This window comes from Mesorhizobium shangrilense (assembly GCF_028826155.1).
GTDB classification, from domain to species: Bacteria; Pseudomonadota; Alphaproteobacteria; order Rhizobiales; family Rhizobiaceae; genus Arvimicrobium; species Arvimicrobium flavum.
Genome location: NZ_JAQGPN010000001.1, coordinates 2,638,233 through 2,661,715, shown reverse-complemented (window position 1 = coordinate 2,661,715; position 23,483 = coordinate 2,638,233). Strand labels below are relative to the sequence as shown.

Below are 23,483 nucleotides of genomic sequence, written 5' to 3'. Positions count from 1 at the left end.
ACTGGCGATGTCGTGCAGGCGGCAAATGAAAAAACCCTGGCATCACCGTGCAGACGCTACGGTGCCGAAGTGCACATCGCCGGCCGCGATCGTCGTCGCCGCCCCGCTCTGGTCGCGGATCACGAAGCAGCCGTTCTCGTCGATGGTCTCGAAAACGCCGCGCTTGACCTCTCCTCCGACATTGACCGTAACGTCCCTGCCCAGTCCGGCCGCGCGGTCAAGCCAGCGCGATCTCACCTGAGGCAGTCCGTGGCCGGCGTTCCATGTTTGAAAGTTCTCCGTCCACGCGTCGGAGAGTGCCCCAAACAGTGCCTCGGCCTCGCAGGACAACTCCAGCGCCGCGAGGGACGTGACCGGATAGGGCGCATCGAGCGGGTGGGCCACGACATTGACCCCGGTGCCGATCGCGAGCGCAATGCGCCCGTCGCCCAGCAGATGCGATTCAAGCAGGATGCCAGAGAGCTTGGCGCCGTCGGCAAGCACATCGTTCGGCCATTTGAGCTCGAAACGAGGGCTTTTGCCCGCCGGCCTCCCCGCCCCTGCTGGCGTCTCTCCTGCGGACATCACCGCGGCCAGCGCATCGGCCAGCGCAAGACCGGCCACGAAGCCGAGTGTGGCCGCCAGCCGAAGGTCATACCGCCCGACGACGAGCAGTGTTGCGGCAAGGTTCCCGTATGGGCTGCACCAATCCCTGCCCCGCCGACCGCGGCCGCTTTCCTGCTGCTTGGCGACGACCCAGAGATTGCCCGGATCGCCGGCGCGCGCCCGCTCCAATGCTATCGCATTGGTCGAACCGACGCTTTCATAGGCCTCCAGCCGATAGGCTTCGAATGCCGCCTTCGGACCGAGGACAAAGGCCATGCTCAGAAGAACGTCTTCGCGGCCGCCGACGCGGCGCTGCTCACCGATCCGCCGATCCAGGGCAGGATATAGAAGAGGATGAAAGCCCCCGACGCGCCCAGAACCAGTCGCAGTTCGCCCGCCATCGGCACGAAGCCGCCGACCGGCTCATCGAACCACATGATCTTGATGATGCGCAGGTAGTAGTAGGCGCCCACCACCGAGGCGAGCACGCCCAGCACCGCGAGCGCGATGAGGTTGGCGTCGATCGCTGCGAGGAACACGTACCATTTCCCCCAGAAGCCGGCGAGCGGCGGGATGCCAGCCAGCGAGAACATCAGGATCGTCAGGATCGTCGCCATCACCGGATTGGTTGCCGAGAGCCCCGCGAGGTCGCTGATCTGCTCGACATTGCCGTCCTTGCGGCGCATCGCGAGGATGAAGGCGAAGGTGCCGAGCGTCATCACGAGGTAGATGAGCATGTAGATGACGACGCCGCGAATGCCGGCTTCGGTGTTGGCCGCGAGGCCGACCAGCGCGTAGCCCATGTGGCCGATCGACGAGTACGCCATGAGCCGCTTGATGTTCTTCTGGCCGATGGCCGCGAATGAGCCGAGCACCATCGACGCAATCGCGATGAACACGACGATCTGCTGCCAGTCGGCCGCGATCGGCTCGAATGCGCCGGTCGTCACACGAACGATCAGCGCCATCGCCGCCATCTTGGGCGCAGCGGCCAGGAAGGCCGTCACCGGCGTCGGCGCACCCTCATAGACGTCGGGGGTCCACATGTGGAAGGGCACGGCAGAGATCTTGAACGCCAATCCGGCCAGCACGAAGACCAAGCCGAAGACGAGGCCGAGCTGCCGCTCGCCGCCCGAAAGCGCCGCGGCGACCGCGTCGAAGCTCGTGTTGCCCGTGTAACCGTAGACCAGCGAAATGCCGTAGAGCAGCATGCCCGACGACAGCGCGCCCAGCACGAAGTACTTCAGGCCGGCTTCCGTCGAACGCAGGCTGTCGCGATTGATGGCGGCCAGCACGTAGATCGCCAGCGACTGCAGCTCGAGACCCAGGTAGAGCGACATCATGTCGTTCGCCGAGATCATCAGCATCATGCCCAGCGTGCAGAGCAGGATCAGCACCGGGAACTCGAACTTGTCGAACTTCTCGGCCTTTGCGAAGCCCACCGACATGATGAGCGTCACCGCAGAGCCCAGCAACGACAAGAGCTTCATGAAGCGTGCGAAGGGATCGCTCACAAACGCAGACCCGAACGCCGGGCCATTCTGCCCGAACAGGAGCATCCACGCAGCCGCGCCGATCAGCAGCGCAACCGAGAGGCCCGTCACGGTGTTGTTGGACCGCTCGCCGGAATAGACGCCGATCATCAGCAGCACCATCGCACCAACGGCGATGATCAGTTCAGGGGCGATCAGCACGAGACTCGAATTGAAATCCATGGTCGAGGCTCTCTCAATTCACCGAGGCTGACTGCTGGGCGACCGAAGCAGCCACGTTGTTCACCAGTTCCTTGACCGACGCAGCCGTCGCATCGAAGACCGGGGCTGGATAGACGCCGTAGAAGATAACCAGCACGACGAGCGGATAAAGCACCGCCTTTTCGCGAGGTCCGAGGTCCAGCAGACTCTTCAGGTTTTCCTTGGTCAGCGCCCCGAAGACCACGCGGCGGTAGAGCCACAGCGCGTAGGCGGCGGAAAGGATGACGCCGGTGGCGGCGAACAGCGCCACCCATGTGTTGACCTGGAAGACTCCGACCAGGGTCAGGAACTCGCCGACGAAGCCGCTGGTGCCGGGGAGTCCGACATTGGCCATGGTGAAGACCATGAAGGCGACCGCGTATTTCGGCATGTTGTTGACCAGGCCGCCATAGGCCGCGATCTCGCGGGTGTGCATCCGGTCGTAGATGACGCCGACGCAGAGGAACAACGCGCCGGAAACCAGGCCGTGCGACAGCATCTGGAAGATCGCGCCCTGGATGCCTTCGACGTTCAGCGCGAAAATGCCCATCGTGACGTAGCCCATGTGGGCGACCGACGAGTAGGCGATCAGCTTCTTGATGTCGTCCTGCATCAGCGCGACCAGCGACGTGTAGATGATCGCCACGATCGACAGCGTGAAGACGAACGGCTGGAAGTAGAGCGACGCGTCCGGGAACATCGGCAGCGAGAAGCGCAGGAAGCCGTAGCCGCCCATCTTCAGAAGGATGCCCGCCAGGATGACCGACCCGGCCGTCGGCGCCTCGACGTGCGCATCGGGCAGCCAGGTGTGCACCGGCCACATCGGCATCTTCACCGCGAAGGATGCGAAGAAGGCCAGCCACAACCATGTCTGCAGTTCCGCCGGGAAGTCGTAGGCGAGCAGCGTCGGGATATCGGTCGTGCCGGACGTCCAGTACATCGCCATGATGGCGAGCAGCATCAGCACCGAGCCGAGCAGCGTGTAGAGGAAGAACTTGAAACTCGCATAGACGCGACGCTTGCCTCCCCACACGCCGATGATGATGAACATCGGGATGAGGCCCGCCTCGAAGAACACGTAGAACAGCACGATGTCGAGCGCGCAGAACACGCCGATCATCAGCGTCTCGAGGATGAGGAAGGAGATCATGTACTCCTTCACGCGCTTGTCGATCGAATCCCACGACGCCAGGATGCACAGCGGCATCAGAAATGTCGTCAGGATCACGAACAGCATCGAGATGCCGTCCACGCCCATCTTGTAGCTCAGGCCGCTATCGAGCCAGGCCGCCTGCTCCACGAACTGGAAGCCGGGATTGCCGTTGTCGAAACCCGTCCAGATGAACAGCGACACGATGAAGGTGAACACCGTCGTCAGCAGCGCCACGCTGCGGATGTTACGGCGCGCGTTCTCGCCCTCGTCCCGGATCACAAGGATCAGGAACGCGCCGGCCAGCGGCAGAAAGGTAACGAGCGAAAGGATAGGCACGCCCGACATCAGAAGGAGCTCCCAAGCATCATCCAGGTGACCAGCGCAGCGACGCCGATCAGCATGGCGAAGGCATAGTGGTAGAGATAGCCGGTCTGCAGCTTGACGACGCGATTGGTCACGTCGACCACCCGCGCTGAAATGCCGTCAGGTCCGAGCCCGTCGATCAGCCATCCATCCCCCTTCTTCCAGAGGAAGTAGCCGAGGCGCTTGGCCGGCTTGACCAGCAGGAAGTCGAACAGTTCGTCGAAGTACCACTTGTTCAGGAGGAACTGGTACAGCCCGCGGTGCTGGGCGGCGAGCCGCACCGGCGTCTCCGGCGAGCGCAGGTAGAACTGCACCGCGACGAGGAAGCCGACCAGCATGGCGACGAACGGCGCCAGCTTCACCCAGAGCGGCACGTGGTGGAACTCGTCGAGGATCTCGTTGCCGGGCAGCGTGAACAGCGCTCCCTTCCAGAAGCCCGCATAGGCGTCGCCGATGAACTCGTGGTGGAAGACCACGCCGGCGAACAGCGCGCCGATGGCGAGCAGGACGAGCGGCACGAGCATCACCGGAGGCGACTCGTGGACGTGGTGCATGACGTCCGCGGTCGCGCGAGGCTGGCCGTGGAAGGTCATGAAGATCAGACGCCACGAATAGAAGCTCGTGAACACCGCCGCCACGACGAGCATGGTGAACGCAAACGTCGCCATCGCATTGTGGCCGACGAAGGCGCCTTCGATGATGGCGTCCTTGGAGAAGAAGCCGGCGGTGCCGATGATCGTCGCCGGGATGCCGACGCCGGTCAGCGCCAGCGTGCCGATGATCATCATCCAATAGGTCACCGGGATCAGCTTCCTGAGGCCGCCCATCTTGCGCATGTCCTGCTCGTCGGACACGGCGTGGATGACCGAGCCCGAACCGAGGAACAGCAGCGCCTTGAAGAAGGCGTGCGTGAACAGATGGAAGATCGCCGCGGAGTAGAAGCCGAGGCCGAGCGCCACGAACATGTAGCCGAGCTGCGAGCAGGTCGAGTAGGCGATGACGCGCTTGATGTCGTTCTGCACGAGGCCGACCGTCGCCGCGAAGATCGCGGTGAAGGCGCCGATGAAGGTCACCACCGTCAGCGCCGTGACGGAGTGCTCGAAGATCGGAGACAGGCGCGCCAGCATGAACACGCCCGCGGTCACCATCGTGGCGGCGTGGATGAGGGCCGACACCGGCGTCGGGCCTTCCATCGCGTCCGGCAGCCAGGTGTGCAGCGGCACCTGCGCCGACTTGCCCATCGCGCCCATGAAGAGCAGCAGGCAGACGACGGTCAGCGCAGCGGACTTGTCGAGCGCATAGCCGAGGAAATTGAGCACGGTGTCGCCGCCGGCGGCCACTGCCGCGCCCTCTTGTGCAGCTTCAGCCGGCAGATAGGTCGCTGCGTTCGCGAAAATGGTCCCGAAGTCGACAGAGCCGAACAGGACGAAGACGCCGAACATGCCGAGCAGGAAGCCGAAGTCGCCGACGCGGTTGACGACGAAGGCCTTGATGGCAGCGGCGTTGGCCGACGGCTTCTTGTACCAGAAACCGATCAGCAGGTAGGACGCCAGGCCGACACCCTCCCACCCGAAGAACATCTGCACCAGATTGTTCGACGTCACCAGCATCAGCATGGCGAAGGTGAACAGCGACAGATAGCCGAAGAAGCGCGGGCGGTGCGGATCGTGGTGCATGTACCCGATCGAGTAGATGTGCACGAGCGCCGACACCGTGTTGACCACGACCAGCATGACGACCGTCAGCGTGTCGATGCGCAGTTCCCAATTCGCCTGCAGCGCGCCGGAGTCGAGGAAGCGCAGCACGGGAATCGTGAAGGCTTCGACCTCGCTGAACCCGACCTGGAAGAACGCCACCCATGACAGGACAGCCGAGACCACCAGGAAACCGGAGGTGATGTATTCCGAGGCCTTGGCTCCGAGCTGCGTGCCCAGCAGGCCGACGATCAGGAAGCCGAGAAGCGGAAGGAAGACGATTGCGTGATACATGGGATCGACCGTCAGCCCTTCATCATGTTGACGTCTTCGACCGCGATCGAACCGCGGTTACGGAAGAAGACGACGAGGATCGCCAGGCCGATCGCGGCTTCTGCGGCGGCCACGGTGAGCACGAACAGAGCGAACACCTGCCCGACGAGATCGCCGAGCGCCGCCGAGAACGCCACGAAGTTCAGGTTCACCGCGAGCAGGATCAGCTCGACGGACATCAGGATCACGATCACGTTCTTGCGGTTCAGGAAGATTCCGAACACGCCAAGGGTGAACAGCACCGCCGATACGGTGAGATAATGTGCAATGCCGACATCCATCGTCAGATGCCCTTCCCCGTCTCGACTTTTTTGATCTCGATCGCCGTCGCCGGCGTGCGTGCCACCTGCGCCGGAATGTTCTGACGCTTGATGCCCGGCTTGTGGCGCAGCGTCAGCACGATGGCCCCGATCATCGCCACCAGCAGGATCAGGCCGGCGATCTGGAAGTAGAACACGTAGCCCGTGTAGAGCACGTCACCCAGCGCCGCCGTATTGGAACGCGTTGCGATGTCCGGTGTCGGCAGCGCGATCGAGCCTGCCAATTCAGGCGCGAACGTATAGCCGCCTAGGACGACGATCAGCTCGGCAACCAGGATCAGGCCGACGAGCGCGCCCACAGGCGCATACTGAAGCGCACCCTGCTTGAACTCGGCGAAATCGACGTCGAGCATCATCACCACGAACAGGAAGAGCACCGCCACCGCGCCGACATAGACGACCAGCAGGATCATCGCGAGGAACTCCGCGCCCGTAAGCAGGAACAGAGCGGCCGCGTTGAAAAAGGTGAGGATGAGATAAAGCACTGAATGCACAGGGTTACGCGCGGAAATGACCATGAAGGCCGCCGCGATCGCAACAAAGGCGAACAGATAGAAGAATATCGCCCCTAGTCCACTCAGCATCGGGTCACCCGATCATCCCTTCGTACCAAGGCCGTTCGTTGCGGCCTGTCCGTCCTCGCGCTTCGCCTTTGGCGAATTCGCGCGTTCCTTAGACGGACCGTCGTGGTTCGTCCATGCGATATTGCGTCGGCAGCCGAATGCTGCACACCTTGTCGTCCCGAAACGGGGCGAACGGTTTGTCCTGCGGCTACCTGTAGGGCGAATCCAGCGCGATGTTGCGCGCGATCTCGCGCTCCCACCGGTCGCCATTCGCCAGCAACTTTTCCTTGTCGTAGTAGAGTTCCTCGCGCGTCTCCGTCGAGAACTCGAAGTTCGGCCCCTCGACGATCGCGTCGACCGGGCAGGCCTCCTGGCAGAAGCCGCAATAGATGCACTTCACCATGTCGATGTCGTAGCGCACGGTGCGGCGCGTGCCGTCGTTACGGCGCGGTCCCGCCTCGATGGTGATGGCCTGCGCCGGGCAGATCGCCTCGCAGAGCTTGCAGGCGATGCAGCGCTCTTCGCCGTTCGGGTAGCGGCGCAGCGCGTGTTCGCCGCGGAAGCGCGGGCTGATCGGCCCCTTCTCGTGCGGATAGTTGATCGTGTACTTCGGCCGGAAGAACTGGCGCATCGACAGGAAGAAGGCGCCGACAAATTCTTTCAGCAGCAGCGACTTGGCGGCTTGGGCTAGCGCTGTCATGTCTATTCTCCAGCAATGAGCGGGGCGACGAACCACCCCACCACCGGGAGCAGGATGAACTGCACGATCCCGGTAACGTTCAGAACGCGCTTGGTCTCTGCCAGCTCGACCCGGGTCGAGAGCCGGCGGATGAACCAGAATTCGGCGGCCGCGACGACGAGGCCGGCAAGCGCACCGATGGCGGCGACGGACATCACGAGATCCCCGTCAGCTTGAGGAAGGCCGCGGTGATGACCACCATCGCCAGCGAGATCGGCAGGAACACCTTCCAACCCAGGCGCATCAGCTGGTCATAGCGGTAGCGCGGCACGAAGGCCTTCACCATGGCGAACATGAAGAACACCATGCAGACCTTGAGCACGAACCAGATCACGCCCGGCACCCAGGTGAACGGCGCGAAGTCAAATGGCGGCAGCCATCCGCCGAGGAACAGGATTGTGGTCAGCGCGCACATCAGCACGATCGCGACGTACTCGCCCAGGAAGAAGAGCAGGAACGGCGTCGAGGAGTATTCGATCATGTGGCCGGCGACGAGTTCCGACTCGGCCTCGACCAGGTCGAAGGGCGGCCGGTTCGTCTCAGCCAGCGCCGAGATGAAGAACACCACGAACATCGGGAACAGGGCGAGCCAGTGCCAGTCGAGCAGGCTGTTGGGCAGGCCGAGGCGAGTGCCGAGGCCATCCTGCTGGGACAGCACGATGTCGGTCAGGTTGAGCGAACCGACGCAGAGAAGCACGGTGATGATCACGAAGCCGATCGAGACTTCATACGACACCATCTGCGCAGCAGAACGCAACGCGCCGAGGAAGGGATACTTCGAGTTCGACGCCCAGCCGCCCATGATCACGCCATAGACCTCAAGCGAGGAGATGGCGAAGACGTAGAGGATGCCGACATTGATGTTGGCGACAGCCCACCCATCGCTGACCGGGATGACGGCCCAGGCGGCCATGGCGAGGACCGCCGACACCACCGGGGCGAGCAGGAACACGCCCTTGTTGGCGCCGGATGGGATCACCGGCTCCTTGAAGACGAACTTCAGGAGGTCGGCGAAAGCCTGCAGCAGGCCCCACGGGCCGACCACGTTCGGGCCGCGACGCAGCTGGACCGCGGCCCAGATCTTGCGATCGGCATAAAGTATGTACGCCACGAAGATGAGCAGCACGACGAGCAGCACGACCGACTTCAGCAGTACGATCAGCGCTGGCAGCACGTAGACAGAAAAGAAGTCTTCCATGTCGGGTCTCTACTCGGCGGCCTGCTTGAAGCCATTCTTGGCAAGGGCCGAACACTCGGCCATCACCGCGGAGGCGCGTGCGATGGGGTTGGTCAGGTAGAAGTCGCCGACTGCAGAGACGAAGGCTCCGCCGCCGAGGCGGCCGGTCAGCCTGGACGCGTTTGCGATGTCGGCAGCCGAACCGCGCGCGATCTGGTCGATCGCGGCCAGGTGCGGATAGTCGGCATAGAGTTTTTGGCGCAGCGCCGGCAGCGAATCGAAAGGCAGGCGCTTACCGAGCACGTCCGAAAGCGCGCGCAGGATCGCCCAGTCCTCGCGGGCATCGCCGGGGGCGAAGCCTGCGCGGTTGGTCATCTGGACGCGACCTTCGGTGTTGACGTAGGTGCCGGACTTCTCGGTGTAGGCCGATCCCGGCAGGATCACGTCGGCGCGGTGGGCGCCGGCATCGCCATGGGTGCCGACGTAGACGACGAAGGCATTGGCGGCCTTGGAGAGATCCAGTTCGTCGGCGCCTAGCAGGAAGAGCACGTTGCTGCCCTCGAGGAGGCCTTGCGCGTCCTTGCCGCCCTCGCCCGGCACGAAGCCGATGTCGAGACCGCCGACGCGTGCGGCAGCGGTGTGCAGGACGGCAAAACCGTTCCAGTCCTCGGTGACCGCACCGGTCGCCGCAGCGAGCTTCGCCGCAAGACCCAGCACGGCAGCGCCATCGTCGCGTGCGAGCGCGCCTTGGCCGACGATGATCAGCGGGTGCTTGGCGTTCTGCAGGGTGGCGAAGAACGCGCCATTGCCGGCAGCGAGATCCTTCAGCGTGTCGGTTCCGGCGCCGAGGCGCTCGTAGTCGTAGCGCGTGTCGCCAACCTCTCCGATGACGCCGACCGGCAATTTGCCGACGCGCCAGCGCTTGCGGATGCGGGCGTTGAGCACCGACGCCTCATAGCGCGGGTTGGCGCCGATGATGAGCACGGCGTCCGCCTGCTCGATGCCCTCGATGGTCGGATTGAAGATGTAGCTGCCGCGGCCGAGCGCCGGGTCGAGCGCCGCGCCATCCTGGCGGCAATCGAGATTGGGCGAGCCGAGCGACTGCATCAACAGCTTGAGCGCGTACATCTCCTCGACGGCCGACAGGTCGCCGGCGATCGCGCCGATCTTGTCCGCCGACGTGCGCGACACCGCGTCCTTGACCGCAGCGAAGGCCTCGGCCCAGCTGGCGGGCGTCAGGCGACCGTTCTTACGCACATAAGGGCGGTCGAGGCGCTGCGAGCGCAGGCCGTCCCAGATGTAGCGGGTCTTGTCGGAGATCCACTCCTCGTTCACCTGCTCGTTGACGCGCGGCAGGATGCGCATGACCTCGCGGCCGCGCGCATCGACGCGGATCGCCGAGCCGACGGCGTCCATCACGTCGATGGATTCGGTCTTGCTCAGTTCCCACGGACGCGCCTGGAAAGCGTAGGGCTTCGAGGTCAGCGCGCCGACCGGGCAAAGGTCGACGACGTTGCCCTGCAGCTCCGAGGTCATCGCCTGTTCGAGGTAGGTCGTGATCTCGGCATCCTCGCCGCGGCCGATGAGGCCGAGCTCGGAAATGCCTGCAACTTCAGTGGTGAAGCGGACGCAGCGCGTGCAATGGATGCAGCGCGTCATGATCGTCTTCACCAGCGGGCCGATGTACTTGTCCTCGACCGCGCGCTTGTTCTCCTTGTAGCGCGAACCGTCGAGACCGAAGGCCATCGCCTGGTCCTGCAGGTCGCACTCGCCGCCCTGGTCGCAGATCGGGCAATCCAGCGGATGGTTGATGAGCAGGAACTCCATCACGCCTTCGCGGGCCTTCTTGACCATCGGCGTGTTGGTGAACATCTCCGGCAGCTCGCCGTTCGGGCCCGGACGCAGGTCCTTGACGCCGACTGCGCAGCTCGCCTGCGGCTTGGGCGGACCGCCCTTCACCTCGACGAGGCACATGCGGCAGTTGCCGGCGATCGACAGCCGTTCGTGGAAGCAGAAGCGCGGCACCTCGGCGCCAGCCTCTTCCGCCGCCTGAAGCAGCGTGTAGTGGTCGGGTACCTCGATTTCTTTCCCGTCGACCTTGAGCTTAGCCATCTTGCCTCAAAACCCCGCGGCGTTGCCGCACATTCCATTCATCCGCGCAACGCGCGATCCGTCTTCCCTGTCGGCTCAGACGCCGTCGTAGAAAGTGCCCCGGACGGGGCTGCTGGATACGATCTCCTCGAGCATCGATCCCCAGTAGCGCTGCGACATCTCCGCGGCTCCGGAGACGGCGCCGAACCACATCCCGAACGCCTGACCGGCGAGCCCCAGGCCGAGCGCAGACAGCGCCATCGCGCCGCCAGCCGGATGCACGGTCAGATTGACCGCACTTGCCAGCTTGCTCGCAGATGTGGCCGCCGCGTCCTTCATTCCGCAGCCACCAGATCCAGCTCTGCCCGGTGGGCGTTGCGGGTGAACTCGTCGATGCGCCGCTCGATCTCCGGGCGGAAGTGCCGGATCAGGCCCTGGATCGGCCAGGCTGCAGCATCGCCGAGGGCACAGATCGTATGACCCTCGACCTGCTTGGTGACGTCGAGCAGCATGTCGATCTCGCGCTTCTGCGCCTCGCCGCGCACCAGGCGCTCCATGACGCGCCACATCCAGCCCGTGCCCTCGCGGCACGGCGTGCACTGGCCGCAGCTCTCGTGCTTGTAGAAATAGGCAAGCCTGGCGATCGCCTTCACGATGTCGGTCGACTTGTCCATGACGATCACGGCTGCCGTGCCGAGGCCCGACTTCAGGTCGCGGAGCGAATCGAAGTCCATCGGCGCGTCGATGATCTGCTCTGCAGGCACCAGCGGCACGGACGAGCCGCCGGGGATCACCGCGAGCAGGTTGTCCCAGCCGCCGCGGATGCCGCCGCAATGCCTGTCGATCAGCTCCCGAAACGGGATCGACATCGCTTCCTCGACGGTGCACGGATTGTTGACGTGGCCGGAGATGCAGAAAAGCTTGGTGCCGGCGTTGTTCGGGCGTCCGAACGACGAGAACCAGGCCGCGCCGCGGCGCAGGATCGTCGGCGGCACCGCGATCGACTCGACGTTGTTGACGGTCGTCGGGCAGCCATAGAGGCCGACATTGGCCGGGAACGGCGGCTTCAACCGAGGCTGGCCCTTCTTGCCTTCCAGGCTCTCGAGAAGTGCCGTCTCCTCGCCGCAGATATAGGCGCCTGCGCCGTGATGGACATAGACGTCGAGGTCGTAGCCGTTCTTGTTGTTCTTGCCGATCAGGCGGGCCTCATAGGCCTCGTCGATCGCCCGCTGCAGGGCCTCACGCTCGCGCATGAACTCGCCGCGCACATAGATGTACGCTGCGATCGCGCCCATGGCGAAGCCGGCGATCAGGCAGCCTTCGACCAGAGAGTGAGGATCGTGCCGCAGGATGTCGCGATCCTTGCAGGTTCCGGGCTCGGACTCGTCGGCGTTGACGACCAGGTAGCTCGGGCGGCCGTCGCTCTGCTTCGGCATGAACGACCATTTCAGGCCGGTCGGGAAGCCAGCGCCGCCGCGGCCGCGCAGGCCTGACGCCTTCACCTCGTTGATGATCCAGTCGCGGCCCTTCTCGATGATGGCCTTGGTGCCATCCCAGTGGCCGCGCGCCATCGCACCCTTCAGCGAACGGTCGAACTGACCGTAGATGTTGGTGAAGATGCGGTCCTTATCTTGCAGCATATCCCTACCTCAGACCGGCTTCTTACCGAAGACGCGAACGTATTCGGCGACCCCGCCCTTGGCGAGCGCCTTGGCCTGCTTGGCCCAGTCGTCCCGCTCGATGCGCCCCTTGAAGTTCAGGTAGCCGTCCACCCACTCGCGCTCCGCCTTCTTCCAACCCGCCACCTGGGCGAACGTGAAGATGCCGAGTTCGTGGAGGATGCCCTCGATCTTCGGCCCGACGCCGGAGATCAGCTTCAGATCGTCCACCGCTGCCGGCCGCGTGATACCGGCCGGGCGGCTCTTGTCGTCCAGGGATGGCTTCGACGCGGACTGGCCGGTTGCGCCGATCGGCTTTCCCTTGAGCATTTCCGGCGCCACGAACGACGCCCGCTCCGCCTTGACCGCGGCGCCCTTGCGCTGCTTGTCGACTATTTCGACCGCCGGCTCGGCCTTGTTTGCCTTATCGGCATCCACTGCAGGCGCCTTCGCGCTGGTAGCCTTTTCGGTCGCTGCGTCGGACTTTACCGGCGACGGTGTCTTCAGCGTCCCGTTGGTCTCGGCGGCATAGGTCTTCGGCTTCGCGGCCTTCGAAGGCGGCACGGTAGCCTCCGCGCCTGCCGAGGTTCTGGGCTCCCGGGCGTGAGCGCTCTTGATCAGGCCGCGCTCGTCGGTCAGCGACGTCAGGCCCGCCAGCGGAGCGGACGTCATGCGGCCGTTCTGCGGTCCCGTGGGCACCGAAGCCCCCTTGCCGGCCTCGAACGCGTCGATGATCTCGGCGAGACGCTCGGGCGTCAGGTCCTCGTAGGTGTCCTTGAAGATCGTCACCATCGGCGCGTTCACGCATGCGCCGGCGCATTCCACTTCCTCCCACGACAGGCTGCCGTCGGCATTGGTGTGGTGCGGCTCGGGATGGATCTTCGAGCGGCAGACGTCCATCAGGGCTTCCGAGCCGCGCAGCATGCAGGGCGTCGTGCCGCAGACCTGCACGTGGGCGCGGGTGCCGACCGGCTTCAGCTGGAACTGGGTGTAGAAGGTGGCGACTTCGAGCGCGCGGATGTAGGGCATGCCGAGCATGTCGGCGATCGCCTCGATGGCGGCCTTGGTCACCCAGCCTTCCTGCTCCTGTGCGAGCATCATCAGCGGAATGACGGCCGACTGCTCGCGGCCTTTCGGGTACTTTGCGATCCAGGTCTGCGCCTGCGCAGTCATCGCCGCGTTGAAGGCGAAGGTGGCTGGCTGGACGCTGGCGTCTGCTAGTCTGCGAACGGACATTTAGCGGTCAACCTCACCAAACACGATGTCGAGGGAGCCGAGAACGGCGGAGACGTCGGCCAGCATGTGACCGCGGCACATGAAATCCATGGCCTGCAGGTGCGCGAAGCCCGGCGCGCGCAGCTTGCAGCGGTACGGCTTGTTGGTCCCGTCGGAGACCAGGTAAACGCCGAACTCGCCCTTTGGCGCCTCGACGGCCGCATAGACCTCGCCGGCCGGCACGCGATAGCCTTCGGTGTAGAGCTTGAAGTGATGGATCAGCGCTTCCATCGACCGCTTCATCGCCTGCCGCTTCGGCGGGACGACCTTGCCGTCGAGGTTGGAAACCGGGCCGACCTTCTCCTTGCCCAGCAGCCTGTCGACGCACTGTCGCATGATCTTGGCCGACTGGCGCATCTCCTCGACGCGGATCAGGTAGCGGTCGTAGCAGTCGCCGTTCTTGCCGATCGGGATGTCGAATTCCATCTCGGGATAGCACTCGTACGGCTGCGACTTGCGCAGATCCCACGCGGCGCCCGATCCGCGAACCATGACGCCCGAAAAACCCCAGGCCCACGCGTCCTCGAGCGAGACCACGCCGATGTCGACGTTGCGCTGCTTGAAGATGCGGTTGGGCGTCAGCAGGTCGTCGAGGTCCTGCACCGTCTTCAGGAACGGATCGATCCACTTGCCGATATCCTCGACCAGCTTCTCCGGCAGATCCTGATGGACGCCGCCCGGCCGGAAGTAGGCCGCATGCATGCGGGCGCCGCAGGCGCGCTCGTAGAACACCATCAGCTTCTCGCGCTCCTCGAAGCCCCACAGCGGCGGCGTCAGCGCGCCGACGTCCATGGCCTGCGTGGTGACGTTGAGCAGGTGCGAGAGGATGCGACCGATCTCGGAATAGAGGACGCGGATGAGCTGCCCGCGCTTCGGCACTTCGATGCCCAGCAGCCGCTCCACGGCGAGCGCGAAGGCATGCTCCTGGTTCATCGGCGCGACGTAGTCCAGCCGGTCGAAATAGGGGATTGCCTGGAGATAGGTCTTCGCCTCGATCAGCTTCTCGGTGCCGCGGTGCAACAGGCCGATATGCGGATCGACACGGTCGACAACCTCGCCGTCGAGCTCGAGCACGAGGCGAAGCACGCCGTGCGCAGCAGGATGCTGCGGCCCGAAATTGATGTTGAAGTTACGAACGTTATGCTCGGTCATTGCAACGTGCCTTCAGCGTCGGAGACGCCAGTTACTCCAGATAGCCGAACAGGAAACCCTGTCCGAACACCGTGTAGGCCGCGGCCGCTATTATCACCACGGCCAGCCCCTTGCCGACCGCCTCGCTTCTGCCGGACAGCAGCCGTGAGACGATCCGAAGCGCATAGATCAGCAGCGCCACCAGCACGCAGATGATGACGAGCGCCGCAAGCAGCCTTGGCATCGACGATCAACCTCATTTGGCTTTCTCGTCGCCGGGCAACACGTAGTCCGTCCCTTCCCAGGGCGACAGGAAGTCGAAATTCCGGAATTCCTGCTTCAATTCCACCGGTTCGTAGACGACGCGCTTGGCTTCGTCGTCGTAGCGAACCTCGACGAACCCGGTCAGCGGAAAATCCTTGCGCAGCGGATGCCCCTCGAAACCGTAGTCGGTGAGGAGGCGGCGCAGGTCCGGGTGACCCGAGAAGAGAATGCCATAAAGGTCGTACGCTTCGCGCTCGAACCAGTCGGCGCCCGGATAGACCGGTGTGGCGGACGGCACCATCGTGTCCTCGTCCACCTTCACCTTCACGCGGATGCGCTGATTCTGGCGGGGCGACAGCAGGTGGTAGACGACATCGAACCGCTTCTCGCGGGCCGGATAGTCGGCGCCCGAGATGTCGATGAACGACACGAACTGGCACTGCGCGTCGCGCTTGAGGAAGGTCAGCACGTCGATCACATCGTGCGGCTCGACCGTCACCGTCAGCTCGCCGTAGGCGACCAGGGCCTCGCCGATCTTCGAACCGAGCTTCTCGCCGAGATAGGCGGAGAGTTCGTTCATGGCTTCGCTCATTGCATTCACCGCTCGATCGTGCCGGTGCGGCGGATCTTCTTCTGCAGAAGAAGGATGCCGTAGAGCAGCGCCTCGGCCGTGGGCGGGCAGCCGGGCACATAGATGTCCACCGGCACCACGCGGTCGCAGCCGCGCACCACGGAGTAGGAATAGTGATAGTAGCCGCCGCCATTGGCGCAGGAGCCCATCGAGATGACGTAGCGCGGCTCCGGCATCTGGTCGTAGACCTTGCGAAGCGCCGGCGCCATCTTGTTGGTCAGCGTGCCGGCGACGATCATCACGTCCGACTGGCGCGGAGAGGCGCGCGGCGCGATGCCGAAGCGCTCGGCGTCGTAGCGCGGCATGGAGATGTGCATCATCTCCACGGCGCAGCAGGCCAGGCCGAACGTCATCCACATCAGCGAGCCGGTGCGCGCCCAGGTGATCAGCGCCTCCGAGGATGTGACCAGGAAACCCTTGTCGGAAAGCTCGTTGTTCAGCTCGCCGAAGAAGCGGTCATCCGACCCGATCGGCTTACCCGTATTCGGATCGATGATGCCCTTCGGGCGGGGTGCGACGAGCGTCGTGGAACCGTCGTTCAATCCCATTCCAGCGCTCCCTTCTTCCATTCATAGATGAAGCCAATCGTGAGCACGCCAAGGAACACCATCATCGACCAGAATCCGAACATGCCGATCTCCCCGAACGACACCGCCCACGGGAACAGGAATGCGACTTCTAGATCGAAGATGATGAAAAGGATGGACACGAGATAGAAGCGCACATCGAATTTCATGCGCGCATCGTCGAATGCATTGAAGCCACACTCGTATGCGGAGAGTTTTTCCGGGTCCGGATTGCGATAGGCGACCAGGAACGGCGCGACCACGAGCGCGATGCCGATGACCAGCGCGACAGCGATGAAGATTACGACGGGTAGGTAGGAACTCAATAACTCGTTCATCGCACGGCGCCTCGTTTCGACCCGACCTCCGGAGATTTGAATTTGAACCGGATTTAGCTGCCGCCCTTGCGGCGGCCGGTCTGCCGAAAAGTCATGTTGCAACGCGGCGAGCGTTAGCGCAGGCACCCGGGGGAAGCAAGCCCAACCTGACCTTCTGACGCCACAAATAGGCGCACGATGCGCTTTGTTTTCTTTACTCGTTTACTCCACTTTTACGGCTGACGTACAGGCACGGTCGAGACAAAGCTGTCGCGCCATGTCAGCAGTGTTGCAATCGTCGGCTTGCACGACTGCCCGCCTTCGGGAACACGATTTCCGCGGGGTACGCCGGGAAACGGACGGCGCTGGTGATCGCGAGGAGCACAGCGGAATCGATGAGAAGCGACAGCATGTCACTCAAGGCCGCGCGCAGGATCGCGCTTGCCGCGCAGGGCTTCGGCGAAGGCAGGTCCGAAGCGCCGCCCACCCGGCGAAAGCTCGACCGCACAGTGAGTCGGCTCGGGCTCCTGCAGATCGACTCCGTAAGCGCCGTGGTGCGCGCCCACTACATGCCCCTCTTCTCGCGGCTCGGCCCCTACCCGATGGCGTCCCTCGACGAACGGGCGTCCAAAAAGCCGCGGCGGCTGTTCGAATACTGGGCGCACGAAGCCTCCCTGTTGCCGATCGACACCTGGCCGCTGATGCAGTGGAGGATGCGCCGAGCCGCCGCGGGCCAGGGCATCTACAAGCAGCTCGCCGCGTTCGGGCGGGAGCGCAAGGCCTTCGTCGACGAGATCTATCAGGAGGTGCGCACGCGCGGCCCGATCGCGGCGTCCGGGATCGACGGGCACAAGGGTTCCGGCGGCTGGTGGGGCTGGAGCGATGCCAAGCACGCCTTCGAATGGCTGTTCTGGGCGGGCCGCATCACCACCGCGTCGCGCCGGGGCTTCGAACGCCTCTATGACCTGCCGGAGAGGGTGATCCCGGCGGAAATCCTGTCCAGGCCGGCGCCTTCGGAGCCGGATGCCCAGCGGCAGCTCCTTGGAATCGCCGCGAAGGCGCTGGGCATCGGCACCGCCGCCTGCTTTCGCGACTATTTCCGCCAGTCGCCCGAGGCCGCCAAGGCGCACATTCCCGAACTGGTGGAGGCGGGCGAGATCCTTCCTGTCCGTGTGGCAGGATGGGAGCAGCGGCAGGTCTACCTGCACCGCGACGCCAGATTGCCGCGGAAGATCGAGGCGCGGGCGCTGCTGGCCCCGTTCGATCCCCTTGTATTCGAACGCACGCGCGCGGAGCGGCTGTTCGGCTTCCGCTATCGGATCGAGATCTACACGCCCGCGGAAAAGCGGCAGCACGGCTACTACGTTCTGCCCTTCCTGCTCGGCGATTCGCCGGTCGCCCGCGTCGATGTGAAGGCTGACCGCCCCGCCGGCGTCTTGCGCGTCCACGCGGCATTCGCCGAGTCCGGCGCTCCGTCCGACACTGCGGCAGAGCTGGCCGAGGAGTTTCGCCTCATGCAGGGCTGGCTCGGGCTCGACGCCACCGAGGTCACCCCTGCCGGCGACCTCGGCCCTGCCCTCGCCCGCCAGTTCTGAGAAGCCCCGGCACCGCGAGCCGGACGGCTCAGGCTCCGGCCGCAAAAGCCTCGCGGAGGCGTTCGTGAGGCGCGAGTGCACCGCGAACCTGCACGACCGATGCCGCCACGCGGTGAGCACGCTTCGCCGCATCGGCAGGAGCTTCACCGCGCAACCTTGCCGCGAGATAGGCGCCGTTGAACGAATCGCCCGCCCCCGTGGTGTCCAAGGCGTTGACCGTGTTCGCGGGCACTTCCGTTGCTCCTGACCGATCCACGACGAGGGCCGGCATCTCGCCGTTCTTCACCGCAGCCTCGGGAACGCCCGCGCTGCGCAGCCTGGCGGCCGTCGCAGCCGGATCGGCGTCGCCGTAGAGCGTCTCCTCGTCAGGAAAGGTCGGCAGCGCGATGTCGCAGGCCGCCAGCGCCTCGTCGAACGCCGCGCGCGCGTCATCCGCGGAACTCCAAAGACGTGGGCGATAGTTTGGATCGAAGGCGACCAGGCTGCCCGCACGACGGGCCGTGGCGAGCGCCGAGACCAGCACGCGGCGCGCAGCGGGCTCCAGGATTGCCAGCGTGATGCCCGAGAAATAGACGAGATCCCTCTTGGCGAGGCTGGCGGCAAGGGCGGCGGGGTCTGACGCGAGCTGGCGTGCGGCCGCATCGTTGCGCCAATAGGTGAAGGAGCGTTCCGCGCCATTGAGCGTGATCGCGTAGAGACCGGGCCGCGCCCCCTTGATCCGCGGGCTCGACGCTATGCCGACGCCACTCTCCTTCAGGAAGTCGATCTGCCGCTCCGAGAACGGATCGTCGCCGAAGGCGCTGACATAGTCCGTCGCCATTCCAGGCTCGACGAGCGCACGCAGGGTCCAGAGCGTGTTGAACGTGTCGCCCGCATAGCCCATTCGCCAGTTTCCACCGTCGCCGCCCGACAGCTCCAGCATGCACTCCCCGACGGACGCGATTCCCGTGTTTGCCATGTGACCTCCTGGATCCTGCGCGCCGCATTAGCTCGGCAGGCCGGAATTATCCAGCGGTCGCCTACCGATCCTTGACGGTCTCCATTGCCACGAAGGTGGACGTCTGCGCCACATGCGGCAGCGCCGAGATCTTCTCGCCCAGCACACGCCGGTAGGCCGCGATGTCCCTTGTGCGGACCTTGAGCAGGTAGTCGAAACTGGCAGCCATCATATGGCACTGCTCGATCTCGGGCGTATCCCTGGCAGCCCTGTTGAAGGCGTCGAGCGCCGCCGAGCGTGTGTCAGAGAGCTTGACCTGGACGAATGCCACGTGCCCCTCCCCCATCTTCTCGCGATTGACGATCGCCGCGTAGCCACGGATGTAGCCTTCCGCCTCCAGCCGCTTGACCCTCGCCTGCACGGGCGTCTTGGACAGCCCCACCTTTTCGGCCAGCTCCGCCATGGACAGGCGGCCGTTGCGCGACAGGGCCTGGATGATGGCTCGGTCGAAGCGGTCTATTTGATCTGCGTCCGCCACAATATCAGTCCAAAGGAATTATCACTCGCATAATCTTTGGACCAAATGACCTGATTTTGCAACGAAATCGGTCCATGGCCTTCGGTTCAGTCATGCTATTTGGCGGCAAGGGAGCCGCTTGCGGCAAGCCTCATTCGGGATCACTCTCACCGCCATCGAGGGCCAGCCATGTCGTCCAGCAAGCTTGAAGCGATTCGCAGCGAGATCCGCGCGAACTACCTGCCCGACGAGACAGAGGCGGTGGCCCGCCTGGCAGCCGCAACGGAACTCTCCGTCGACAGGCGTGCGGAGATCGTCCGCCGCGCCGGCGACCTCGTTCGCGCGGTGCGCGCATCGTCCGACCCGCGGCTGATGGAGGTCTTCCTTTCCGCCTATGGCCTGTCCACCAAGGAGGGCGTCGCCCTGATGTGCCTGGCGGAAGCTCTGCTGCGCGTACCGGACACCGAAACCATCGATGAACTGATCCGCGACAAGATCGCGCCGCATGACTGGTCGGGTCACACCGGGGGATCGAGTTCCATCTTCGTCAACGCCTCGACCTGGGCGCTCATGCTGACCGGGCGCGTGCTCGACGAGAGCGAGGGTGGGGTCGAGGGCATCCTGCGCGGCATGGTCCGGCGGCTGGGCGAGCCGGTGATACGCACCGCCGTTTCGGCGGCCATGCGCGAGATGGGAGAGCAGTTCGTACTCGGGCGCACTATCTCCGAGGCCGTCAGGCGCGGCCGCGCGATGATCTCGAAGGGCTATCTCTATTCCTTCGACATGCTTGGCGAGGCGGCGCGCACCGAAGCCGACGCGCTGCGCTATCACCGCGCCTACGCGGACGCCATAGCCGCACTCGCCAGCAGTTCGTCCGGCGCCGACACCCGCTACAACCACGGCATCTCGGTGAAGCTCTCGGCGCTTCATCCCCGCTACGAGGTCTCCCAGCGCGAGACGATGCTGCCGGTGATGATCGACGGCCTGCGCTCCCTTGCGCTGGCGGCGCGATCGGCCGGCATGGGCCTCAACGTGGACGCCGAGGAGGCAGACCGCCTCGACCTCTCGCTCGACGTCATCGAGGGCGTGCTCAGCGAGCCTCAGCTCGCCGACTGGCACGGTTTCGGCGTGGTCGTGCAGGCCTACGGCCCGCGCGCGGCCTTCGCCATCGACTGGCTCTACGAGCTGGCCGCCCGCCTGGACCGGCGCATCATGGTCCGCCTTGTCAAGGGCGCGTACTGGGACACCGAGATCAAGCGCGCGCAGACCATGGGTCTTTCCGGCTACCCGGTCTTCACCCGCAAGCCGAATACCGACGTTTCCTACCTCGCCTGCGCGCGAAAACTGCTGTCGATGACGGACCGCATATATCCACAGTTCGCGACCCACAACGCGCACACCGTCGCCGCGGTGCTGGCGATGGCGTCGGATCGCGAGAGCTTCGAGTTCCAGCGTCTCCACGGCATGGGTGAGGCGCTTCACGAGACGGTGCGCAAGCAGGAAGGCACGCGCTGCCGCATCTATGCGCCGGTCGGCGCGCATTCGGACCTGCTCGCCTACCTCGTGCGCCGCCTGCTGGAGAACGGCGCCAACTCGTCCTTCGTGCACCAGATCACCGATACGGACGTGCGGGTGGAGGACATCGTGCGCGATCCGCTGACCGCCATCGAGACGCACGGGCCGGCAGAGAACCCGTCCATTCCGCGCCCCGCCAGCATCTTCGGAGCCGGCCGACGGAATTCCAGGGGCTGGGACATCACCGACATCACGACGCTGGATGCCATAGAGGCAAGCAAGGCCGAGCTCGCGGGCAATAATCGCTGGCACGCCGCGCCCGTCACCCCTGCCCGCGGCCACGGGACGGAGCGCAGTATCACCAACCCAGCCCGACCGAAGGACGTCGCCGGCACCGTATTGGAGGCAGATGCCGCGCTGGTGGACAAGGCGGTGAAGATCGCGGTCGAGGCCCAGCCAGCCTGGGCGGCACGGCCCGTGGGCGAGCGTGCGGCGATCCTACAGAAAGCCGCCAATCTCTACGAGACGAACGCGGTGGAATTCTTCGCGCTCGCCACCCGCGAGGCCGGCAAGACGCTCACCGACGGCATCGCGGAAGTCCGCGAGGCGGTCGACTTCCTGCGCTACTATGCGGCCGAGGCGCCAAGTGCTGAGGCGGGAACCGAGGCGCGCGGCGCCATCGCCTGCATCTCGCCCTGGAATTTCCCCCTCGCCATCTTCACCGGCCAGATCGCGGCGGCACTCGTGACCGGCAACAGCGTGCTCGCCAAGCCGGCCGAGCAGACGCCGCTGATCGCCGCGCACGCGGTCGCGCTGCTCCACGAGGCCGGCGTGCCGAAGGACGTGCTCCAGCTCCTGCCGGGCGACGGCCCTACGGTGGGCGCACCGCTGACGGCTGACCCGCGCATCGCCGGCGTCTGCTTCACCGGCTCAACCGAAGTCGCCAAGATGATTGAGGCGGCACTCGCCGCAAACGCCGCGCCCGACGCCATGCTGATCGCCGAAACAGGTGGCATGAACGCCATGGTCGTCGATTCGACCGCACTCCCCGAACAGGCGGTGCGCGACATCCTCGCCTCGGCCTTCCAGAGTGCGGGCCAGCGCTGCTCCGCACTGCGGCTTCTCTACGTGCAGAAAGACGTCGAGCATAAGATGCTCGAAATGCTGAAGGGCGCGATGGAAGCGCTCAGCGTCGGCGATCCGTGGCTGGTTTCGACCGATGTCGGTCCCCTGATCGACGACGAGGCGCAGGCGTCCATCGGCGACTATTGCGCGAGCATGGAGAAGCAGGGCCGGCTAATCGCCAGGGTCGATGCCCCAGCTGACGGCCGCTTCGTCGCGCCGCATGTCTTCCGCGTCAAAGGCATCGAGGAGATGCAGCGCGAGGTGTTCGGCCCGGTGCTCCATGTGGCGACCTTCGAGGCCGACGAGATCGACGCCGTGATCGCGGCCATCAACCGCAAGGGCTACGGCCTCACCTTCGGCCTGCACACCCGCATCGAGGCGCGCGTGCAGCACATCGTCGACGGCATCCATGCCGGCAATATCTATGTGAACCGCAACCAGATCGGCGCGGTGGTGGGGTCCCAGCCGTTCGGCGGCGAAGGCCTCTCCGGGACCGGGCCGAAGGCCGGCGGGCCGCATTATCTGCGCAGGTTCCGCCGCGCAGCAGAAACAGTGCGACCCGCAGCTGCGTCCGCGGCCGGCGAGGCGGTGACTGCGACAAAAGTTGCCGAGCACATGCCGACCGCCGCTGCGGTCGGATGGTCCGGCCGGCCGGACCGCATCGCAATCCTCCGGAAGCATTTGCGCGGCAAGGGCGCGGCTGCGATCTCGGCCGCCGCCGCGCTCGAATACGGCGCGGCCGACCTGCCCGGACCGACCGGAGAGGCAAACACACTCAGCCTTGCGCCGCGCGGCCGGAGCGTCGTTCTCGGCCCCGCTGCAGATACGCTGCTTGCCCAGGCGATCCAGGCTCTCGCCGCGGGCAATGCAGTGGTCGCGGTGGCGCCCAGCGCCTCCGCCGCCCTGCAGGCGCTCACCGGCAAGGGCCTGCCGCTCGCCGCGATCGACGGAAAGCTCAGTCCGGAAGAGTTGCAGGCGCTGTCGATCGACCTCGTGGCGAGCGCTGCCGACGCCGAGACCTTGCGCGGCTATCGCAAGGCGCTGACGCGCCAGAAGGGCGCCGTCGTGCCGCTGGTGTCGGAAGTCATCTACCCGGCTGCCTATTGCCATGAACGCGCCGTCTGCGTCGATACGACAGCTGCCGGCGGCAACGCGAGCCTGCTGGCAACGGCTTAGGGCGGGGAATTTCGGGTAGCGGCCT

At 65.1% G+C, this 23,483-nt stretch carries 22 protein-coding genes; 2 read left to right on the top strand and 20 right to left on the bottom strand.

Annotated elements, in window-relative coordinates; translation table 11 throughout:
* Positions 1-42: 42 nt before the first annotated feature.
* From PD284_RS12800 to PD284_RS12715, 18 genes are all read right to left on the bottom strand, one after another.
* Positions 43-861 carry a biotin--[acetyl-CoA-carboxylase] ligase gene (locus PD284_RS12800; RefSeq protein WP_274628575.1) on the bottom strand — a complete coding sequence of 273 codons (819 nt, stop codon included), beginning with the start codon at positions 859-861 and terminating at the stop codon, positions 43-45.
* 2 nt (positions 862-863) lie between these two features.
* Positions 864-2,300, bottom strand: coding sequence for an NADH-quinone oxidoreductase subunit NuoN (nuoN, locus tag PD284_RS12795; RefSeq protein WP_274628574.1), 1,437 nt, complete (start codon positions 2,298-2,300; stop codon positions 864-866).
* Positions 2,301-2,313: 13 nt separating this feature from the next.
* The gene (locus tag PD284_RS12790) at positions 2,314-3,816 is read right to left on the bottom strand and encodes an NADH-quinone oxidoreductase subunit M (RefSeq protein ID WP_274628573.1); all 1,503 of its coding nucleotides are present in this window, start codon (positions 3,814-3,816) and stop codon (positions 2,314-2,316) included.
* Complete coding sequence (nuoL, locus tag PD284_RS12785; RefSeq protein ID WP_274628572.1) at positions 3,816-5,822, bottom strand: NADH-quinone oxidoreductase subunit L; 2,007 nt, start codon at positions 5,820-5,822, stop codon at positions 3,816-3,818. The genes PD284_RS12790 and nuoL overlap by 1 nt, the downstream gene beginning before the upstream one ends.
* Positions 5,823-5,833: 11 nt before the next feature.
* Positions 5,834-6,142: an NADH-quinone oxidoreductase subunit NuoK gene (nuoK, locus tag PD284_RS12780; protein ID WP_274628571.1), complete on the bottom strand. Its 309-nt coding sequence runs from the start codon at positions 6,140-6,142 to the stop codon at positions 5,834-5,836.
* 2 nt (positions 6,143-6,144) lie between these two features.
* Positions 6,145-6,765, bottom strand: coding sequence for an NADH-quinone oxidoreductase subunit J (locus PD284_RS12775; RefSeq protein WP_274628570.1), 621 nt, complete (start codon positions 6,763-6,765; stop codon positions 6,145-6,147).
* Positions 6,766-6,952: 187 nt separating this feature from the next.
* Entirely contained in the window at positions 6,953-7,444 is a 492-nt protein-coding gene (nuoI, locus tag PD284_RS12770) for an NADH-quinone oxidoreductase subunit NuoI (RefSeq protein ID WP_274628569.1), read from the bottom strand.
* Between the two features lie 2 nt (positions 7,445-7,446).
* Complete coding sequence (locus tag PD284_RS12765; protein ID WP_274628568.1) at positions 7,447-7,638, bottom strand: hypothetical protein; 192 nt, start codon at positions 7,636-7,638, stop codon at positions 7,447-7,449.
* A complete protein-coding gene (gene nuoH / locus PD284_RS12760; protein WP_274628567.1) occupies positions 7,638-8,681 on the bottom strand; it encodes an NADH-quinone oxidoreductase subunit NuoH in 1,044 nt (347 codons plus the stop codon). Before nuoH ends, PD284_RS12765 begins: the two co-directional genes overlap by 1 nt.
* A gap of 9 nt (positions 8,682-8,690) precedes the next feature.
* Complete coding sequence (gene nuoG / locus PD284_RS12755; RefSeq protein WP_274628566.1) at positions 8,691-10,772, bottom strand: NADH-quinone oxidoreductase subunit NuoG; 2,082 nt, start codon at positions 10,770-10,772, stop codon at positions 8,691-8,693.
* Between the two features lie 75 nt (positions 10,773-10,847).
* Positions 10,848-11,090: a hypothetical protein gene (locus PD284_RS12750; protein WP_274628565.1), complete on the bottom strand. Its 243-nt coding sequence runs from the start codon at positions 11,088-11,090 to the stop codon at positions 10,848-10,850.
* Positions 11,087-12,391: an NADH-quinone oxidoreductase subunit NuoF gene (nuoF, locus tag PD284_RS12745; RefSeq protein WP_274628564.1), complete on the bottom strand. Its 1,305-nt coding sequence runs from the start codon at positions 12,389-12,391 to the stop codon at positions 11,087-11,089. The genes PD284_RS12750 and nuoF overlap by 4 nt, the downstream gene beginning before the upstream one ends.
* 9 nt (positions 12,392-12,400) lie before the next feature.
* Entirely contained in the window at positions 12,401-13,645 is a 1,245-nt protein-coding gene (locus PD284_RS12740) for an NADH-quinone oxidoreductase subunit E (RefSeq protein WP_274628563.1), read from the bottom strand.
* Positions 13,646-14,836: an NADH-quinone oxidoreductase subunit D gene (locus PD284_RS12735; protein ID WP_274628562.1), complete on the bottom strand. Its 1,191-nt coding sequence runs from the start codon at positions 14,834-14,836 to the stop codon at positions 13,646-13,648.
* Positions 14,837-14,867: 31 nt separating this feature from the next.
* On the bottom strand, positions 14,868-15,059 hold the full coding sequence (locus tag PD284_RS12730) for a hypothetical protein (protein WP_274628561.1): 192 nt from the start codon (positions 15,057-15,059) through the stop codon (positions 14,868-14,870).
* Between the two features lie 12 nt (positions 15,060-15,071).
* On the bottom strand, positions 15,072-15,671 hold the full coding sequence (locus tag PD284_RS12725; protein ID WP_274628560.1) for an NADH-quinone oxidoreductase subunit C: 600 nt from the start codon (positions 15,669-15,671) through the stop codon (positions 15,072-15,074).
* 5 nt (positions 15,672-15,676) lie between these two features.
* Positions 15,677-16,258, bottom strand: a complete 582-nt coding sequence (locus PD284_RS12720) for a NuoB/complex I 20 kDa subunit family protein (protein ID WP_274628559.1) — start codon at positions 16,256-16,258, stop codon at positions 15,677-15,679.
* Positions 16,249-16,614, bottom strand: a complete 366-nt coding sequence (locus PD284_RS12715) for an NADH-quinone oxidoreductase subunit A (RefSeq protein ID WP_274628558.1) — start codon at positions 16,612-16,614, stop codon at positions 16,249-16,251. Before PD284_RS12715 ends, PD284_RS12720 begins: the two co-directional genes overlap by 10 nt.
* Positions 16,615-17,003: 389 nt before the next feature.
* Here PD284_RS12715 and PD284_RS12710 point away from each other — a divergent pair, with 389 nt between their 5' ends.
* On the top strand, positions 17,004-18,188 hold the full coding sequence (locus PD284_RS12710) for a winged helix-turn-helix domain-containing protein (protein WP_274628557.1): 1,185 nt from the start codon (positions 17,004-17,006) through the stop codon (positions 18,186-18,188).
* A gap of 28 nt (positions 18,189-18,216) precedes the next feature.
* Here PD284_RS12710 and PD284_RS12705 read toward each other — a convergent pair whose 3' ends face one another.
* Both PD284_RS12705 and PD284_RS12700 read right to left on the bottom strand, forming a co-directional pair.
* Positions 18,217-19,146 carry a sugar kinase gene (locus PD284_RS12705; RefSeq protein ID WP_274628556.1) on the bottom strand — a complete coding sequence of 310 codons (930 nt, stop codon included), beginning with the start codon at positions 19,144-19,146 and terminating at the stop codon, positions 18,217-18,219.
* Between the two features lie 61 nt (positions 19,147-19,207).
* Complete coding sequence (locus tag PD284_RS12700) at positions 19,208-19,663, bottom strand: Lrp/AsnC family transcriptional regulator (RefSeq protein WP_274628555.1); 456 nt, start codon at positions 19,661-19,663, stop codon at positions 19,208-19,210.
* Positions 19,664-19,831: 168 nt separating this feature from the next.
* Here PD284_RS12700 and putA point away from each other — a divergent pair, with 168 nt between their 5' ends.
* The gene (gene putA, locus PD284_RS12695; protein WP_274628554.1) at positions 19,832-23,458 is read left to right on the top strand and encodes a bifunctional proline dehydrogenase/L-glutamate gamma-semialdehyde dehydrogenase PutA; all 3,627 of its coding nucleotides are present in this window, start codon (positions 19,832-19,834) and stop codon (positions 23,456-23,458) included.
* Positions 23,459-23,483: the final 25 nt, after the last annotated feature.

What these genes read in the sequence shown, in the direction of transcription:
- PD284_RS12800 (WP_274628575.1), bottom strand. Translation starts at nt 861, where the DNA reads ATGGCCTTTGTCCTCGGTCCGAAGGCGGCATTCGAAGCCTATCGGCTG.
- nuoN (WP_274628574.1), bottom strand. Translation starts at nt 2,300, where the DNA reads ATGGATTTCAATTCGAGTCTCGTGCTGATCGCCCCTGAACTGATCATC.
- PD284_RS12790 (WP_274628573.1), bottom strand. Translation starts at nt 3,816, where the DNA reads ATGTCGGGCGTGCCTATCCTTTCGCTCGTTACCTTTCTGCCGCTGGCC.
- nuoL (WP_274628572.1), bottom strand. Translation starts at nt 5,822, where the DNA reads ATGTATCACGCAATCGTCTTCCTTCCGCTTCTCGGCTTCCTGATCGTC.
- nuoK (WP_274628571.1), bottom strand. Translation starts at nt 6,142, where the DNA reads ATGGATGTCGGCATTGCACATTATCTCACCGTATCGGCGGTGCTGTTC.
- PD284_RS12775 (WP_274628570.1), bottom strand. Translation starts at nt 6,765, where the DNA reads ATGCTGAGTGGACTAGGGGCGATATTCTTCTATCTGTTCGCCTTTGTT.
- nuoI (WP_274628569.1), bottom strand. Translation starts at nt 7,444, where the DNA reads ATGACAGCGCTAGCCCAAGCCGCCAAGTCGCTGCTGCTGAAAGAATTT.
- PD284_RS12765 (WP_274628568.1), bottom strand. Translation starts at nt 7,638, where the DNA reads ATGTCCGTCGCCGCCATCGGTGCGCTTGCCGGCCTCGTCGTCGCGGCC.
- nuoH (WP_274628567.1), bottom strand. Translation starts at nt 8,681, where the DNA reads ATGGAAGACTTCTTTTCTGTCTACGTGCTGCCAGCGCTGATCGTACTG.
- nuoG (WP_274628566.1), bottom strand. Translation starts at nt 10,772, where the DNA reads ATGGCTAAGCTCAAGGTCGACGGGAAAGAAATCGAGGTACCCGACCAC.
- PD284_RS12750 (WP_274628565.1), bottom strand. Translation starts at nt 11,090, where the DNA reads ATGAAGGACGCGGCGGCCACATCTGCGAGCAAGCTGGCAAGTGCGGTC.
- nuoF (WP_274628564.1), bottom strand. Translation starts at nt 12,391, where the DNA reads ATGCTGCAAGATAAGGACCGCATCTTCACCAACATCTACGGTCAGTTC.
- PD284_RS12740 (WP_274628563.1), bottom strand. Translation starts at nt 13,645, where the DNA reads ATGTCCGTTCGCAGACTAGCAGACGCCAGCGTCCAGCCAGCCACCTTC.
- PD284_RS12735 (WP_274628562.1), bottom strand. Translation starts at nt 14,836, where the DNA reads ATGACCGAGCATAACGTTCGTAACTTCAACATCAATTTCGGGCCGCAG.
- PD284_RS12730 (WP_274628561.1), bottom strand. Translation starts at nt 15,059, where the DNA reads ATGCCAAGGCTGCTTGCGGCGCTCGTCATCATCTGCGTGCTGGTGGCG.
- PD284_RS12725 (WP_274628560.1), bottom strand. Translation starts at nt 15,671, where the DNA reads ATGAGCGAAGCCATGAACGAACTCTCCGCCTATCTCGGCGAGAAGCTC.
- PD284_RS12720 (WP_274628559.1), bottom strand. Translation starts at nt 16,258, where the DNA reads ATGGGATTGAACGACGGTTCCACGACGCTCGTCGCACCCCGCCCGAAG.
- PD284_RS12715 (WP_274628558.1), bottom strand. Translation starts at nt 16,614, where the DNA reads ATGAACGAGTTATTGAGTTCCTACCTACCCGTCGTAATCTTCATCGCT.
- PD284_RS12710 (WP_274628557.1), top strand. Translation starts at nt 17,004, where the DNA reads ATGTCACTCAAGGCCGCGCGCAGGATCGCGCTTGCCGCGCAGGGCTTC.
- PD284_RS12705 (WP_274628556.1), bottom strand. Translation starts at nt 19,146, where the DNA reads ATGGCAAACACGGGAATCGCGTCCGTCGGGGAGTGCATGCTGGAGCTG.
- putA (WP_274628554.1), top strand. Translation starts at nt 19,832, where the DNA reads ATGTCGTCCAGCAAGCTTGAAGCGATTCGCAGCGAGATCCGCGCGAAC.